Origin of the sequence: Flaviramulus sp. BrNp1-15 (assembly GCF_022259695.1) — a bacterium.
In the GTDB taxonomy this organism is placed as follows: Bacteria; Bacteroidota; Bacteroidia; order Flavobacteriales; family Flavobacteriaceae; genus BrNp1-15.
In genome coordinates this window covers 3,417,979-3,434,296 of the sequence record NZ_CP092099.1, presented here as the reverse complement: position 1 = coordinate 3,434,296, position 16,318 = coordinate 3,417,979, and the positions used below count along the sequence as shown (strand labels likewise).

Below are 16,318 nucleotides of genomic sequence, written 5' to 3'. Positions count from 1 at the left end.
AACATATATGAAATTATCAAACTTTGGTTTCGATTTACCAGAAGAATTATTAGCAGAGTATCCATCAGAAAACAGAGATGAAGCACGTTTAATGGTTTTAGATAGAAAAAATCAAACTATCGAACATAAAATGTTTAAAGACATTATTGACTATTTTGATGAAGATGATGTTTTAATACTTAACAACACTAAAGTGTTTCCTGCCAGATTATATGGTAATAAAGAAAAAACAGGAGCAAGAATTGAGGTGTTTTTATTAAGAGAATTAAACGAAGAGCAACGTCTTTGGGATGTTCTAGTAGATCCAGCACGTAAAATAAGAATAGGTAACAAATTATATTTTGGTGATGATGATACCTTAGTTGCAGAGGTTATAGATAATACAACTTCAAGAGGACGTACACTACGCTTTTTATATGATGGATCTTACAGAGAATTTCGTTTAAAATTAAACGAACTTGGTCAAACACCACTTCCTAAATACATAAAAAGAGAGGTTGAGCCAGAAGATGAAGAGCGTTACCAAACCATTTATGCAAAAAACGAAGGTGCAGTAGCGGCTCCAACAGCAGGACTTCACTTTTCAAAACATTTATTAAAACGTTTAGAAATTAAAGGTATTAATTTTGCTGAGGTAACTTTACATGTAGGTTTAGGTACATTTAATCCAGTTGAGGTTGAAGATTTATCTAAACATAAAATGGATAGTGAAGAATTAAAAATTGACGAAAAAGCAGTAGATATTGTTAATACAGGTATTAAAAACAAAAAACGTGTATGTGCAGTAGGTACTACGGCTATGCGTGCTATAGAAAGTGCAGTATCATCAAGTGGTAAGTTAAATGAAATGGATGGATGGACAAACAAATTCATTTTCCCACCGTACGATTTTAGTATTGCTAACAGTATGATAACTAATTTTCATACGCCAAAATCTACATTATTAATGATGGTTTCGGCATTTGCAGGTCACGACTTTATTAAAAAGGCATACGAAGAAGCTGTAAAAGAAAAATATAAATTTTACAGTTATGGAGATGCTATGCTAATCATATAAATTCTTAAAAGCCTTGTGTATTCAAGGCTTTTTTTAATTTTAGGGCATTCCCCAAAAGGGTCGCGCTTTCCACTATATCTTTTTAAAAAGTCATTTTTTAGTAATCAAATCACATACAATCGTTATAATTATAGTCAGTAATTTAATTTTCGTTTGCTCAAAGTTTTAAAAAGGATGCCGTTGCAATCCCTAATGCAAAACACAATTTCAATTTATAATTCGTAAATCAAAAATCGTAAATCGCAAATCCTTTCACTATTTTTGCATCACTTATGGCAACAGGTAAAAAAGACATACGCGCATTAACCAAAGAGCAATTACGAGATTTCTTTGTAAAACAAGGCGATAAAGCATTTCGAGGAAATCAAGTTTACGAGTGGCTTTGGCAAAAAGCTGCGCATACTTTTGAGGATATGACAAATATTTCAAAAGAAACACGCCAAATGCTGCAAGACAATTTTGTCATAAACCATATAAAGGTTGATACTATGCAACGTAGTAGCGACGGAACTGTTAAAAATGCTGTACGCTTACACGATGGATTAATTGTAGAATCGGTTTTAATACCAACAGCTACCAGAACAACTGCTTGTGTGTCAAGTCAAGTAGGTTGTAGTTTAGATTGTAAATTTTGTGCAACAGCGCGTTTAAAGCGTATGCGTAATTTAAACCCAGACGAAATTTACGACCAAGTTGTCGCTATAGATAATGAAAGCAGATTGTATCATAATCGTCCATTAAGCAATATTGTATTTATGGGTATGGGCGAACCACTCATGAACTATAATAATGTTATAAAAGCCATTGATAAAATTACTTCAGATGAAGGTTTAGGGATGTCGCCAAAACGCATCACACTTTCAACATCGGGTGTGCCAAAAATGATAAAAAAAATGGCTGATGATGAGGTGAAATTTAATTTAGCTGTTTCCTTACATTCCGCAATCGATAAGGTAAGAACTTCCATAATGCCATTCAATGAAACTTTCCCATTAGAAGATTTACGAGAGGCACTTGAGTATTGGTATTCTAAAACCAAACGTAAAATAAGTTATGAATATGTAGTTTGGAAAGGCATTAACGACACCCAAAAGGATATTGATGCTTTTGTTAAATTTTGTAAGTATGTGCCCTGTAAAGTCAATATTATAGAGTATAATCCTATTGATGATGGAGAGTTTCAACAAGCAACTAACGAAGCCTTAGAAAATTACATTAATACATTAGAAAAAAATAGAATTGTAGTCAATGTTCGAAGAAGCAGAGGTAAAGATATTGACGCTGCTTGTGGGCAGTTAGCTAATAAAAGTTAAATTAGATTTGTGAAAATAGTAGAGCAAATAAAACAACCTATAGCATTTGAAATGGATCTTTTTGAACAAAAGTTTCAGTTGTCAATGTCTAGTAAAGTAGCTCTGCTAAATAGAATAACACATTACATAGTAAACCGAAAGGGTAAACAAATGCGACCTATGTTTGTGTTTTTGGTTGCTAAAATGGTATCAAATGGTGAAGTAAGTGAGAGGACATATAGAGGAGCTTCGGTTATAGAACTTATTCATACAGCAACCTTAGTACATGATGATGTGGTGGATGACAGTAATAGGCGTCGTGGTTTTTTCTCGGTAAATGCACTCTGGAAAAACAAAATAGCTGTTTTAATAGGGGATTATTTATTATCAAAAGGGTTGTTATTGTCAATTGATAATAATGATTTCGATTTACTTAAAATCATATCTATTGCAGTACGCGAAATGAGTGAAGGTGAGTTACTTCAAATTGAAAAAGCCCGTAAACTTGATATTACCGAAGATGTTTATTATGAAATTATCAGACAAAAAACAGCAACCTTAATTGCTGCATGTTGTAGTTTGGGAGCAGCATCAGTTAAACCAGAATCACAACATGTCGAAACCATGCGCAAGTTTGGAGAACTTATAGGTATGGCATTTCAAATAAAAGATGATTTATTTGATTATGGAGACGAGCAAATAGGTAAGCCTACAGGTATAGATATTAAAGAGCAAAAAATGACTTTACCTTTAATTTATGTTCTTAATAAGTCTTCAAAAAAGGATAAAAAGTGGCTGATTAACTCCATAAAAAATCATAATAAAGACTCTAAACGAGTTAAACAAGTTATTACTTTTGTGAAAGATAATGGCGGTTTAGATTATGCTGTTAGCAAAATGAAAACCTTTCAAGAAGAAGCATTGCAGCTACTTGAAGCTTACCCAGAATCTAACTATAAAAATTCACTAAAACTTATGGTGAATTATGTGATAGATAGAAAGAAATAAAGAAAAAGCCCAAATTTAAGTATTTGGGCTTCTATTTTTCTTAATCTTCATGCTCATCAACAACCTCGTCATCTCTATATTTACAGCATGGATGCACTGAAGCATATGCTTCATCAGTTGCTTTTATTTCTTTGGTATCATGTCCTGCTTCAGCAATTTTAGATTGAATAGTTTTTAAATCGGTTTTACGCTCATCATAAAATAATTTTAACTCGTGAGTTTTCACATCCCAATTAGCACTTTTAACGCCTTTAGTACTTAAGCTTGCTTTTTCAATTCTAGCTTTACACATTAAGCACACGCCATCTACTTCAATAGTCGCTTTTGCATTTTTGTTTTGTGCAAAAAAAGAAGTTGTTATAAGTAGTACTGCTATTGTTATTATTTTCTTCATAATTATTCAATTTTAAATCTTAATCCTGCGTAATACATACTTCCAAAAATTGGTCCGTATACAAATGTAGTATCAAAATTCGAACCAAAAGGATCATCAGCTCCTAAAATAGGATTAGACTGCTTTAAATTTGTAATGTTTTCGCCTCCTAAATATACTTCAAATTTTGGAGAAAACACTTTTGTTATTTGTGCATTTAATGTTGATACAGTTGGTGTACGCTCTGGTAATTGATATTGATTAGGGTTTGTTTCTGTTGACGAAAAACGTTGTTTACCTAACCAATTATACGTTGCATCAAATTTCCATTGTTGCCCATTATCCTTCTTATAAGTTTCATAAGATGCGTTAGCAAATACTCGGTGTTTGGGTGTTAATGGTTTTTCTAACAGGCCAGAATTATAATCTGTTTTTACATCATAGTATTTATAAGCAGTTCGTAAATCAAAATGCTCAAAGACATTATAATTAAATTCTATTTGAAAACTATTAGCAAAACTTTTACCATCCAAATTATAAAAATTAACTTCTTGAGGGTTTTCATAATCCACAACCACTTGATTTTTAAAATCGGTTTTATAAAAATCTAAGGTTACATCAGCTTTTCTTTCAAAAAGATTAAACCCTTGTAAAAATGATATCCCATAATTCCATGCAATTTCTGGATCTAAACCATATATTTTTCCGTTTGTATTTAAAATATTTATAGCTCTAGATGTTGCAAACATACTTTGATTTTCAGCAAAAATATTGGCACTACGTTTTCCTCTTCCAAAAGATGCTCTTAAAGCAGACTTTTCCCAAGGCGTATAACGCGCATGCACTCTTGGTGTTACAAACGTGCCTAATAAATTATGATTATCAACTCTAACACCAGCAGTAAGGTTTAATTTATCAAGATTATCATAATTATATTCAAAAAAGGCACCAACAGAACGCTCTGTTCTTTCGTAATTTGAATCCAGATTTTGAGTATCTAAAAATTCATCATAATGGTCGTAAGTATAACTTATTCCTGTTTTTATTTTATGTCTAGAATCACTTATAATAGAATTGTAAATGGCATTAGTATATAAACTATTGTGTGTAATATCGTATTGCTTTAACCCGAAATAAGAATCTTGTATATGGCTACTAAATGCCGTTTGAATACCAATACTTTGCCAAGGAACATTTGGATTAACATAGCCTAACTTAGCAGAAATTTCATAACGTTTTGTGTCAATTTCACTACCCCAAGCATTGGTTGTTAACCTGTCTGTGTCAGGATTAAAATTTAATTGACCCGTTTGCTTTTCATCGTTTAAGAATTTTAAATTAATAAAACTAACAAAGCCTTTTTCTGTATCAGTATATTGCCAACGATTCATTAAGTTTATTTGCTTTTGCAAGGGCATGTCTAAAAATGAATCATCATTTTTATCAAACTTTTTATCTCGCAAATTACCGTGAACATATAATCCTGTATACCATTTATCACTCACTTTAGTATTTATATGTGTATTTAACTCTAACCGACCATTTGCAGAACCATACGCATTTACAAATAACTTATCATCTGTTGATGGTTTTACTAATTCTGCATTAATTTGTCCTGCAATACTTTCATAACCATTAACAACACTACCAGCACCTTTGGTTATTTGAATACTTTCTACCCAAGTACCTGGAATAAAACTTAAACCAAAAGCCTGTGAAGCACCACGAATAGATGGTATATTTTCGGTTGCTATTAAAATATAAGGACTTGTAAGACCTAGCATTTTTATTTGGCGCGTACCTGTAACTGCATCTGCGAAGTTGACATCAATTGACGGATTTGTCTCAAAACTTTCAGACAGATTACAACATGCCGCTTTTAATAATTCATCGCTGCTTACATTAATTACATTTGTTGCTTGTAAATACGATTTTGCCGTAGCTTTTTTTCTAGATGTAACCGTAATAGCATCTAAATTATCGGTTGGCTGTAACCAATGGTGCACCATTTTAGGTTCATTAATAGTTAAGGTGTCAGTTTTAAAACCAACGTAACTAATTACTAATTTTTTGTATTGAGGTTTATAAGGAATAGTAAATGTTCCGTCTATATCTGTAACTGTTCCAACTTCAGTATTTAACCAATACACATTTGCACCGGCTAAACCAATATGTTGGTTTTTATCATTAGCTTCCATTATCATTCCTTTAATCTCATCTTGAGAAAAAAGAAAGATTGGAAGCAATATTAATATGTATAAAATGTATTTCATCTTAAATATAGGTTTTAATTAGCATAATTATTGCCATAACAATCATGATGCTATTTTCAATAAAAGTTGCTTTAGTCATAGGAAGTTTTAGTGCAGTTCCTAGACAAGCACACTGAATAGATTTTTTATCTAACAATGTTTTTGTAACTCCAATAGTTGTAATTCCTAAAACAACAAGTGTAACGATTAATGCAAATGGAACTTGAAATCGCATTAAAAACATTAAACCTAAAGCAACTTCTATAAAAGGATATATCCAGCCATAGAATGGAAAAGCTTTTGCTAAAGGGTCGTACATTTTAAAAGATTCTGGAAATCCTTTTAAATCTAAAAGCTTGAAAAAGCTAAAAACTATGTAGAATAAACCCATAAAATCAAGCATAAAATCATTTGCATTTCCCGATTTATAATTAATTAAAGAGGATGCAATAATGATATAAGCAAAAATAAGGAACAAAGGAAATAGTTGTTGTAAATCGCTTTTTTGCTCTTCAATTTGATTCGGTGTTGTTTGAAAAATATTCTTTTCAAAAATACTGTATTTGTTTGATATTGCCTTTTGTAATGTGTCTATTGAAATATGCTGAGACATTTCAATGGTGGCTTCAGATTTTTCTAAATCTACAGAAGCTTTTGTAACACCTGGAAGCTTGCTCAACGCATCTTCAACAGAGGTTCTACAACCATTACAGGTCATTCCTGTAACTGTATATGTATGTTTCATGATTTGATAATTAAAATTAATTGCTTTATTCCTGTTTAAAACAGAAACTGAAAAACTCAACAAAAAATTACGAGATTCCTACCTGCGCGGGAATGGATGAGATCCTGAAATGACCCCGATAGTTATCGGGACAGGATCATACTAGTGTGTCAAAATCAAATGATAAAAACCTGATCGAGAACCTGTATATCGGTAACCAAGTTAGGTGGAGAATAATCTTTATGAGGAATGGTTTGTTTAGGTAAACTTTCAAAAAGATTAATATATGATATTGTAAAAGAAGCTACAAATAATTGTTGTGATATATCTAAGTCTTCAAAAGAAGAGAATTTTAATTCGTCTTGTCCTAAAAATACATCTACTTCATCTTTACAGCATGTCTTTTTTTGAAGCATTTCCATAGATTCCATAGCACATTTTTCAGCTTCAGCAAATACTGAAACATCTACCAAAACATCGCCACAGTAATGTTTTTCAATAGTGAAAGATACCGTTGAAAACAAAACCAGAATTGCTAGTAGAAAAGAAAAACTTTTATGTATCAATTGTTTTATCACAATACAAAATTACAAAAAACAAAAAACCTAACTTCATTTTTATTAAATGATTAACACTTAGTTTTTAAGTTTATAATAATAAAATGCAGGTAATAATAAGATTAAAATTATGGGTTGGATTAAAAACCTACGTATGTTAAAAAACAAATAATAGTCTTCTTGACACGGATTAACAACAAAATATAAGTAGATAGCAATCAATAGAATAAAAGCAATTCCGTAAATTATTCCAGAAAACTTCACAATGTTTTTATCCTTAAAAAAAACAAATAAAATTGCTAAAGAAATTATGGTGTTTAAAATATATCGCAATGTAGTAAAAGCAACTAATTTTGCTACTTCTCGTCTAGGGCTATCAATGTATAAATAGTCGTTTTTAAAAAAAGTTAAATAAGGGTCGTAAAACAAATCGTTTTCAAACCATCTAATTAAAATTAGTAATCCTATTAGCAGAGAAACCCATATGTATTTAATGTACTTATGCATTTTTCTTTTTTAAATTAGAAAATCGATTAACCCAAAGAATCCATAATAAAAATACCATACCATAAATAATTCCCGGAAAAACTACGGTATGCAAAAACTCTGAATATTCTGGATAATGATGCAAACCTATACTTAAAACAACAATACGCAAAAGGTTTACTATATAAACCAAAACACTTCCTGCAAGTATATATAAAAATGTTGTTTTTAATTTACCTGAAAACGCAACTACAAACGATATGAATAAAATAATCACACTTATGGAGTTACAACCTTCAATTATTCTAGCTAAATATTTTCCATTAAGCATTAATTTCATTGAAGGTTCGTCTGGATGAGGCAAAACCTGTGTGTTATATCCAAATGTATTTAACAACGACTCGGTTTGTTTTGCCACCAAATGTGTCATATAATCTGGATAAAACTTTGAACCATCAGACCATTGTAAATAGAATTTATATCCTAAGGATAAAACAGCGTATACCAACAAAAATGTAAGTATAAATTTTAAAACCGACTTGTATTTTATAAAAAGTGCTTTCAAAAAAAAGTAAAAAATAGAACATCGAATTTACATCTTTTTAAATATTTTTGCTCGATAATTAAGATTTAATTATTCCATCGCTTTATTTTTCAATAAAACAAAACATGTTTAGTATGATTTTTGAAAATCTAAAACCACAAGTTGAAACCATCATTTCTAATGAACAAAAAACAGTTGACGAACGTTTACTAGAAATTTGTGAACTACTCGAAAAACATATTAAATATTACAATTGGGTAGGGTTTTATTTTAAAAATGGAGATAAAGAAGAATTAAAACTTGGACCTTATGTTGGGGAGCCTACAGACCATACAATTATTCCTTTCGGAAAAGGTATTTGTGGACAAGTAGCAGTTAGCAACCAAAATTTTGTGGTGCCAGATGTTTCTGCTCAAGATAATTATATTGCTTGTAGTATTACTGTTAAAGCAGAAATTGTAGTGCCTATTTTTGTAAACGGTGAAAATATTGGTCAAATAGACATAGATTCAAATACACCAGATCCATTTACCGAAGCAGACGAACGCTTTTTAGAGTTTGTTTGTGCAAAAGTTGCAGAAATACTATAGTTGTTAACAACTTCCTGTTTTAGTTAAAAAAACACAGCTTTTTTCAATAATTCGCAACTTATTTTTTTAATGAAATAAGTACTTTTGCAATTACTTAATGAGCTTTAAAATTTTTAACACAACACAACCATAATGAGCAACAAAAAAACTATTAAATCTGCACTAATTTCGGTATTTAGCAAAGACGGATTAGAGCCTATTGTAAAAGAACTTAACAAACAAGGTGTAACTATTTATTCTACTGGTGGCACAGAAAAATTTATTAACGATTTAGGAGTAAAAGTTGTTCCGGTTGAAGATGTTACCTCATACCCTTCTATTCTTGGTGGTCGCGTAAAAACATTACATCCAAAGGTATTTGGAGGTATTTTAAACAGACAGAATCACGATGGCGACGCTGCAGAATTAGCTGAATACGAAATCCCACAAATTGATGTGGTTATTGTAGATTTATATCCTTTTGAAAAAACTGTAGCTTCTGGCGCTAGCACTCAAGATATTATTGAAAAAATTGATATTGGTGGCATTTCATTAATTCGTGCAGCTGCAAAAAATTATGCCGATGTAATTTGTGTATCTTCTGTTGATGATTATGCAGAATTTTTAGAATTAATCTCACAAAATAACGGGACAATTTCTGAAGAAGACAGAAAGCGTTTTGCTGGAAAAGCGTTTAATGTGTCTTCACATTATGATACTGCTATTTTTAATTATTTCAACAAAAACCACGATGAAGCTGCTTTAAAAATTAGTGAAACTAAAGGTAAAGTATTACGTTATGGCGAAAATCCACACCAACGAGGATTTTTCTTTGGCAATTTTGATGAGTTATTTACAAAACTACATGGCAAAGAATTAAGCTACAACAACCTTTTAGACGTTGATGCAGCTGTAAATTTAATGCTTGAGTTTAAAAATGACGCGCCTACATTTGCTATTTTAAAGCACAACAATGCCTGCGGTTTGGCACAAAGAGAAACTTTACACCAAGCTTATGTTGATGCTTTAGCTGGAGATCCTGTTTCTGCTTTTGGCGGTGTTTTAATTAGTAATAAAGAAATTGATTTAACAACAGCAGAAGAAATTCATAAATTATTCTGCGAAGTGGTAATTGCTCCTTCTTTTTCTTCAGATGCATTAGAAATTCTTAAAGGTAAAAAGAATAGAATATTGTTAGAAATTCATGATGTTAAAATGCCTAAAATGAACGTAAGAAGTTGTTTAAACGGTATTTTGCTTCAAGATAGAAATAGCATTACAGATAAAGCTGAAGATTTAAAAAATGTTACAAACATAGCACCTACAGAAAGTCAAATTGAAGATTTATTGTTTGCTTCTAAAATTTGTAAGCATACTAAATCTAATACTATTGTTTTAGCTAAAAACAAACAATTATTAGCAAGTGGCACAGGACAAACTAGTCGTGTTGATGCATTAGAGCAAGCTATACACAAAGCACAAACTTTTAAATTTGATTTAAATGATGCCGCCATGGCAAGTGATGCGTTTTTTCCATTTCCAGATTGTGTGGAAATTGCTAAAAGTGCAGGTATTACATCTGTTATTCAACCAGGTGGCTCTATAAAAGATCAATTAAGCATTGATTATTGTAATGAGAACAATGTAGCGATGGTAATTACCGGAACACGTCATTTTAAACATTAATGGCGTTTTTATAATAGTCTGAAAACCGATAAAAAACGTATAAGATCAAGATACTATATTATAATAGAAATTTTGAATGCTTATAAGTCCTATATATTTATTAACTTTTATTACATTTACTGAATTCGTTTTTAAACCACTTTAAATTATTAATAGCACATGGGATTTTTTGACTTCCTAACCGAAGAAATTGCAATTGACTTAGGTACTGCAAATACACTTATTATTCATAACGACAAAGTTGTTGTTGATGCGCCATCTATAGTAGCTCGCGACAGAATTTCAGGCAAAATAATTGCCGTCGGTCAAGAAGCCAGTTTAATGCAAGGTAAAACCCATGAAAACATAAAAACTATTCGCCCATTAAAAGATGGGGTAATTGCAGATTTTGACGCTTCTGAGCAAATGATAAGTATGTTTATAAAAAACATACCTGCTTTAAAAAAGAAGTTTTTTACACCAGCACTTCGTATGGTTATTTGTATTCCTTCTGGAATTACAGAGGTTGAAATGCGTGCGGTAAAAGAAAGTGCAGAACGTGTTAATGGTAAAGAGGTTTATTTAATTCACGAACCTATGGCTGCTGCAATTGGTATTGGTGTAGACATTATGCAACCAAAAGGAAATATGGTGGTTGATATAGGAGGTGGTACAACCGAAATTGCTGTAATTGCGCTTGGTGGAATTGTTTGTGATAAATCAGTTAAAATTGCAGGTGATGTGTTTACAAACGATATTGTTTATTACATGCGTACTCAACACAACTTATATGTTGGAGAACGTACTGCTGAAAAAATAAAAATACAAATTGGTGCGGCTACTGAAGATTTAGAATTACCACCAGAAGACATGAGTGTTCAAGGGCGTGATTTATTAACCGGAAAGCCTAAACAAGTTCAAATTTCACATAGAGAAATAGCCAAAGCTTTAGATAAATCTATTTTACGTATTGAAGATGCTGTAATGGAAACTTTAGGACAAACACCTCCAGAATTAGCGGCCGATATTTATAATACTGGTATTTATTTAGCAGGTGGTGGCTCTATGCTTCGTGGTTTAGATAAACGTTTATCTCAAAAAACAGATTTACCTGTATATATTGCCGAAGACCCTTTAAGAGCTGTTGTAAGAGGTACTGGCATCACACTTAAAAATTTATCTAAATATAAAAGTGTATTGATAAAATAAAGCATAAAATAGGCCAATAACACATGCAGCAAATTATTAATTTCATAATAAGAAACAAAAACTTTTTGTTGTTCTTGTTGCTGTTTGGTGTTTCTGTTTTATTTACTATTCAATCACATTCGTATCATAAAAGTAAATTTATAAACTCTGCAAACTTCTTAACAGGTGGCGTATATAACTCTGTAAATAATATTAGTGGTTATTTCAATTTAAAATCTCAAAATCAATTACTGGTAGAAGAAAACACAAGATTGCGTTCGCTTTTAAATAATGCTAAAATAGAAATCGATTCCATATTTATTGATAGTTTAACTTTTAATAAATCCTACAGATTTTATAATGCTAACATTATTAAAAACAGTTATTCGTTATCAGATAATTTTTTAACTATAAATAAAGGAAAAAACGATAGTATAGAACAAGATTTCGGAGTTGTATCTTCTAAGGGAATTATAGGTATTATTGATAAAACAAGTAATAACTATGCAACGGTATTATCTGTTTTAAATACTACCAGCAGAATTAGTGCTCAGTTAAAAAAAACCAATCATTTTGGAACTTTAACTTGGGATGGGAATTTGCCTGAACTTACTCAACTTATAGATATTCCAAAAGTTGCAAACCCAACTGTTGGAGACACAATAATTACCTCTGGGCGTTCTTCAATTTTTCCTAAAGGAATTGATATTGGTGTTATTGAGAGTTTTAAATTAGATGATGCTGAAAATTACTATGAAATTGAAGTTAAGCTCTTTAATGACATGACTAATATTGAGCATGTTTATATTATTGAAAATATTGATGCACCAGAAATTAATAATCTGTTAAACGAAAACTAAGTGAATAGTATACTCTCAATACATACCATTCGTTTTTTTGTTTTAGTACTTGTGCAAGTATTAATATTAAATCATATTAATTTTTTAGGTTATATAAACCCTTATATCTACATCTTATTTATTGCCTTATTTCCAGTTAAAAACAATCGTGTTATTTTAATTTTACTCAGCTTTTTAATAGGGTTGGCTATAGATTTGTTTTTAGATACAGGTGGTATTCATGCAGCTGCATCTGTTTTTATAGCGTATTTTAGACCTGTAGTTTTAAAATCTTCTTTCGGAATGATTTACGAGCATCAAACCATAAAATTTAATACCGTAGATTTTGGGTCAAAACTTATGTATTTAACTATACTTACTGTTTTACATCATATAGTTTTATTTTCTTTAGAAATATTTAGCATTTCTAAAATAATTTTAGTGTTACAAAAAACGTTATTCTCAAGTATATTTACTATTTTATTAAGTGTAACAATAACTATTATTTTTAGTAGAAAAACTAAATGAGACAACTTTTACTTTTTATTTCTATAATTGGTGTTGGTCTTTTATTCATTTCAAGACTTTTTTATTTGCAGGTTTATAATGCAAGTACTCACAATTTATTTGAAGACAATGCCATTAGAAAAGTTTATGATTATCCTAAACGAGGCTTTGTTTATGATAGAAAAGGAGAACTTTTAGTAGCCAACCAACCATCGTACGATGTCATGTTAATTCCACGTGAAGTTGAACCATTAGATACTTTAGAGTTTTGCTCATTACTTAAAATTAACAAACAACAGTTTATAGACAAATACAATAAAGCTTATAGATATTCACCACGACTACCATCAGTTTTTGTATCGCATTTATCCAAAGAAGATTATGCTGTTTTGCAGGAAAAAATGCGAAAGTTTAGAGGCTTTTATATTCAGAAGCGTTCATTAAGACACTATCAAACAACAATAGGGGCTAATGTTTTGGGAGATATTGGCGAGGTTAATAATGCCATAATAAAAAGAGAACCCTATTACAAAATGGGTGATTTAATTGGGAAACAGGGGGTTGAAGCTTCTTATGAAAAAACATTGAGAGGTATAAAAGGGATTAAGTTCATTCAAAAAGATAGATTTAATAGAAATATTGGCCCTTATAAAGAAGGCGTTTTTGATACTATACCAGAACAAGGAAAAGATATTACTATTACCATAGATGCACAATTGCAAGCATATGGTGAACTACTAATGAAAAACAAACGTGGAGGTGTAATAGCCATTGAACCTTCATCTGGAGAAATATTAGCTATGGTTGCTGCTCCAACTTACGACCCTAATATTTTAGTAGGTAGAGGTCGTTCTAAAAATTTCACCAAACTTTATAACGATTCTATTGCAAAACCACTTTTTAACAGGAGTTTGCAAGGAGTTTATGAACCTGGGTCTCCTTTTAAATTAATGAATGCATTAATTGCTCTTCAAGAAGATGTTTTAGAGCCAGAAGAAAAAGTAACATGTTACAAAGGGTACAAATATGGTAATCGCTTTATGAAATGCCACTGTAATTATGGTACTAGAAATGATATGATATCAGGTATTCAAAGATCTTGCAATGCCTATTTTGCAACCACTTACAGAAAAATTTTAGAAAAAAATGGTAATGCCTCAGAAGGTATTGATACATGGAGCAATCATGCAAAAAGTTTTGGTTTAGGTAATTTTTTAGGATATGATTTAAAAGTAGGCCAGAAAGGAAGAATTCCAGATAGAGATTATTATAAACGTATATATCCTAAAACATTTTACTCAACCTATACCATTTCAAATGCTATTGGTCAGGGTGAAGTAGCAACTACACCTATTCAGTTAGCGAATATGGCAGCAGCAATTGCAAATAGAGGTTATTATTATACGCCACATATTATAAAAAATATAGAAGGCGAAACCATACCTGAACAATATACAAAACCAAAATATACAACTATTGATAAAGAACATTTTGAACCTGTAATTGAAGGTATGTTGCAAGTTTACAAAAAAGGAACTGCTGCAAGTTTACAAGTAAAAGATATTGAAATATGTGGTAAAACAGGAACAGTTGAGAATTTTGCGATTGTTGACAGTTTAAAAACACAGTTAACCGACCATTCTATTTTTGTGGCTTTTGCACCTAAAGATAACCCTAAAATAGCAATTGCTGTTTTTGTAGAAAACGGATATTGGGGAAGCAGATTTGCTGGCAAAGTAGCTAGTTTAATGATAGAAAAACATATTAAAGGTTATATTACCCGTACCGATTTAGAAGAATGGCTTTTAAAGCACAGTTTAGAAAATGAGTATGCTAAACCTTATTCTGGCGAACCTTTTAAAATTAATGGTGAAACCAGTTTGCAAATTGTTGAAGAACAAGAATACTATAAATTAAAAAAACAATTGAATAAAATTAATAAAACAGAAAATTAATGGTTAGGGACACTAACAGACATTTTAAATTCGATTGGATTACCATTATTCTTTTCTTACTTTTAGTTGGTTTTGGCTGGTTAAATATACTATCAGCTTCACATACAGGGACTACAATAAATTATTTCGATTTCTCACAGCCATTTGGTAAGCAGCTTATATTTATTTTTTTAACCTTCGGGTTAATTATTCTTTTGCTAGCTATCGATGCTAAATTTTACGAACGATTCTCCAGTATATTCTACATAATCTCCATGTTATCATTAGTAGGACTTTTTATATTCGGAAAAAATGTAAATGGAGCTACTTCATGGTATGCCTTTGGAGGTATGACCTTGCAACCCAGTGAGTTTGCCAAAGCTGCTACAGCACTTGCTGTAGCAAATTATATAAGCGATTTGAACACTAATATTAAATCATTTAAGGATCAAATACGTACGTTTTTAATAATCATTATACCTGCAATTTTAGTATTGCTGCAAAACGATACAGGAAGTACAATTGTTTATAGCGCATTCTTTTTTGTTTTATACAGAGAAGGATTGCCTAAGTACTATTTAACTATTGGAATAGCCATTATCATATTGTCTGTTTTATCTTTAAAATTTGGGTATATAATTACATCTGCAATTGCAGGATTATTAGTTATTGCATATCAGTTTTTTAACAAGAAAAAACTAAGGACATATCAATCTATATTCATCATAGTTGCAGCAATTGGTATTTCGTTTGGGGTAAAATTCTTTTATCAAAGTATATTAAAACCACATCAACAAGACAGAATAAGTTTATGGTTACGCTTAGAAAAAGACCCAGAAAAACTTGAAAAAATGAAACAAACCTTTGCCTATAACCTAAACGAATCTGAAAAGGCTATTAGTTCTGGTGGATTAACAGGTAAGGGGTTCATGGAAGGAACCAGAACCACAGGGAAATTTGTACCAGAACAACATACAGATTATATTTTTAGTACCGTTGGTGAGGAGTGGGGTTTTTTAGGAAGTGCCTTTGTAGTAATAGTTTTTGTTTTGCTTTTGCTACGTATTTTACACTTAGCCGAATTACAAAAATCACAGTTTAGTAGAGTGTACGGTTATGGTGTAGCTTCTATTATTTTTATACATTTTCTAGTAAATATTGGTATGGTAATGGGTTTAATCCCAACCATTGGTATTCCGTTGCCTTTATTTAGTTATGGTGGATCTGGATTATGGGCTTTTACTATTTTAATTTTTATTTTTATTAAATTGGATTCCAACAGAATTAATGAGTGGTAAGTCGGTAATCAGCATTTAATTATTC

The 16,318-nt window shown here is 31.0% G+C and carries 16 protein-coding genes; 10 read left to right on the top strand and 6 right to left on the bottom strand.

Features of this window, described 5'->3' with window-relative positions:
- Positions 1 to 7: 7 nt before the first annotated feature.
- From queA to MBM09_RS15250, 3 genes are all read left to right on the top strand, one after another.
- Complete coding sequence (queA, locus tag MBM09_RS15260) at positions 8 to 1,057, top strand: tRNA preQ1(34) S-adenosylmethionine ribosyltransferase-isomerase QueA (RefSeq protein WP_238674574.1); 1,050 nt, start codon at positions 8 to 10, stop codon at positions 1,055 to 1,057.
- Between the two features lie 272 nt (positions 1,058 to 1,329).
- Complete coding sequence (gene rlmN, locus MBM09_RS15255; protein ID WP_238674573.1) at positions 1,330 to 2,370, top strand: 23S rRNA (adenine(2503)-C(2))-methyltransferase RlmN; 1,041 nt, start codon at positions 1,330 to 1,332, stop codon at positions 2,368 to 2,370.
- A gap of 9 nt (positions 2,371 to 2,379) precedes the next feature.
- Positions 2,380 to 3,357: a polyprenyl synthetase family protein gene (locus MBM09_RS15250; RefSeq protein ID WP_238674572.1), complete on the top strand. Its 978-nt coding sequence runs from the start codon at positions 2,380 to 2,382 to the stop codon at positions 3,355 to 3,357.
- A gap of 40 nt (positions 3,358 to 3,397) precedes the next feature.
- On the opposite strand, the gene MBM09_RS15245 is transcribed toward MBM09_RS15250, so the two are convergent.
- From MBM09_RS15245 to xrtF, 6 genes are all read right to left on the bottom strand, one after another.
- Positions 3,398 to 3,751, bottom strand: coding sequence for a heavy-metal-associated domain-containing protein (locus MBM09_RS15245; protein WP_238674571.1), 354 nt, complete (start codon positions 3,749 to 3,751; stop codon positions 3,398 to 3,400).
- A 2-nt stretch (positions 3,752 to 3,753) separates the two neighbouring features.
- Positions 3,754 to 6,003, bottom strand: a complete 2,250-nt coding sequence (locus tag MBM09_RS15240; RefSeq protein WP_238674570.1) for a TonB-dependent receptor — start codon at positions 6,001 to 6,003, stop codon at positions 3,754 to 3,756.
- Position 6,004: 1 nt separating this feature from the next.
- The gene (locus MBM09_RS15235; protein ID WP_238674569.1) at positions 6,005 to 6,727 is read right to left on the bottom strand and encodes a heavy-metal-associated domain-containing protein; all 723 of its coding nucleotides are present in this window, start codon (positions 6,725 to 6,727) and stop codon (positions 6,005 to 6,007) included.
- Between the two features lie 155 nt (positions 6,728 to 6,882).
- Complete coding sequence (locus MBM09_RS15230; protein ID WP_238674568.1) at positions 6,883 to 7,272, bottom strand: hypothetical protein; 390 nt, start codon at positions 7,270 to 7,272, stop codon at positions 6,883 to 6,885.
- Positions 7,273 to 7,341: 69 nt separating this feature from the next.
- Positions 7,342 to 7,770 (bottom strand): exosortase F system-associated protein, encoded by a 429-nt coding sequence (locus MBM09_RS15225; protein ID WP_238674567.1) that lies wholly within the window; start codon positions 7,768 to 7,770, stop codon positions 7,342 to 7,344.
- Complete coding sequence (xrtF, locus tag MBM09_RS15220; protein ID WP_238674566.1) at positions 7,763 to 8,314, bottom strand: exosortase family protein XrtF; 552 nt, start codon at positions 8,312 to 8,314, stop codon at positions 7,763 to 7,765. The genes MBM09_RS15225 and xrtF overlap by 8 nt, the downstream gene beginning before the upstream one ends.
- 113 nt (positions 8,315 to 8,427) lie before the next feature.
- On the opposite strand from xrtF, the gene MBM09_RS15215 reads away from it, so the two are divergent.
- The 7 genes from MBM09_RS15215 (at position 8,428) to rodA (ending at position 16,293) form a co-directional block, all read left to right on the top strand.
- Positions 8,428 to 8,883: a GAF domain-containing protein gene (locus MBM09_RS15215; RefSeq protein WP_238674565.1), complete on the top strand. Its 456-nt coding sequence runs from the start codon at positions 8,428 to 8,430 to the stop codon at positions 8,881 to 8,883.
- 132 nt (positions 8,884 to 9,015) lie between these two features.
- Entirely contained in the window at positions 9,016 to 10,548 is a 1,533-nt protein-coding gene (purH, locus tag MBM09_RS15210) for a bifunctional phosphoribosylaminoimidazolecarboxamide formyltransferase/IMP cyclohydrolase (RefSeq protein ID WP_238674564.1), read from the top strand.
- A 159-nt stretch (positions 10,549 to 10,707) separates the two neighbouring features.
- A complete protein-coding gene (locus MBM09_RS15205; RefSeq protein WP_238674563.1) occupies positions 10,708 to 11,736 on the top strand; it encodes a rod shape-determining protein in 1,029 nt (342 codons plus the stop codon).
- Positions 11,737 to 11,759: 23 nt separating this feature from the next.
- Positions 11,760 to 12,575, top strand: coding sequence for a rod shape-determining protein MreC (gene mreC / locus MBM09_RS15200; protein WP_238674562.1), 816 nt, complete (start codon positions 11,760 to 11,762; stop codon positions 12,573 to 12,575).
- The gene (locus tag MBM09_RS15195) at positions 12,576 to 13,082 is read left to right on the top strand and encodes a rod shape-determining protein MreD (RefSeq protein ID WP_238674561.1); all 507 of its coding nucleotides are present in this window, start codon (positions 12,576 to 12,578) and stop codon (positions 13,080 to 13,082) included.
- Positions 13,079 to 15,016: a penicillin-binding protein 2 gene (mrdA, locus tag MBM09_RS15190; RefSeq protein ID WP_238674560.1), complete on the top strand. Its 1,938-nt coding sequence runs from the start codon at positions 13,079 to 13,081 to the stop codon at positions 15,014 to 15,016. The genes MBM09_RS15195 and mrdA overlap by 4 nt, the downstream gene beginning before the upstream one ends.
- Positions 15,016 to 16,293, top strand: a complete 1,278-nt coding sequence (gene rodA / locus MBM09_RS15185) for a rod shape-determining protein RodA (RefSeq protein WP_238674559.1) — start codon at positions 15,016 to 15,018, stop codon at positions 16,291 to 16,293. Before mrdA ends, rodA begins: the two co-directional genes overlap by 1 nt.
- The last annotated feature ends 25 nt before the right edge of the window (positions 16,294 to 16,318 follow it).

What these genes read in the sequence shown, in the direction of transcription:
- queA (WP_238674574.1), top strand. Translation starts at nt 8, where the DNA reads ATGAAATTATCAAACTTTGGTTTCGATTTACCAGAAGAATTATTAGCA.
- rlmN (WP_238674573.1), top strand. Translation starts at nt 1,330, where the DNA reads ATGGCAACAGGTAAAAAAGACATACGCGCATTAACCAAAGAGCAATTA.
- MBM09_RS15245 (WP_238674571.1), bottom strand. Translation starts at nt 3,751, where the DNA reads ATGAAGAAAATAATAACAATAGCAGTACTACTTATAACAACTTCTTTT.
- MBM09_RS15240 (WP_238674570.1), bottom strand. Translation starts at nt 6,003, where the DNA reads ATGAAATACATTTTATACATATTAATATTGCTTCCAATCTTTCTTTTT.
- MBM09_RS15235 (WP_238674569.1), bottom strand. Translation starts at nt 6,727, where the DNA reads ATGAAACATACATATACAGTTACAGGAATGACCTGTAATGGTTGTAGA.
- MBM09_RS15225 (WP_238674567.1), bottom strand. Translation starts at nt 7,770, where the DNA reads ATGCATAAGTACATTAAATACATATGGGTTTCTCTGCTAATAGGATTA.
- MBM09_RS15215 (WP_238674565.1), top strand. Translation starts at nt 8,428, where the DNA reads ATGATTTTTGAAAATCTAAAACCACAAGTTGAAACCATCATTTCTAAT.
- purH (WP_238674564.1), top strand. Translation starts at nt 9,016, where the DNA reads ATGAGCAACAAAAAAACTATTAAATCTGCACTAATTTCGGTATTTAGC.
- MBM09_RS15205 (WP_238674563.1), top strand. Translation starts at nt 10,708, where the DNA reads ATGGGATTTTTTGACTTCCTAACCGAAGAAATTGCAATTGACTTAGGT.
- mreC (WP_238674562.1), top strand. Translation starts at nt 11,760, where the DNA reads ATGCAGCAAATTATTAATTTCATAATAAGAAACAAAAACTTTTTGTTG.
- mrdA (WP_238674560.1), top strand. Translation starts at nt 13,079, where the DNA reads ATGAGACAACTTTTACTTTTTATTTCTATAATTGGTGTTGGTCTTTTA.
- rodA (WP_238674559.1), top strand. Translation starts at nt 15,016, where the DNA reads ATGGTTAGGGACACTAACAGACATTTTAAATTCGATTGGATTACCATT.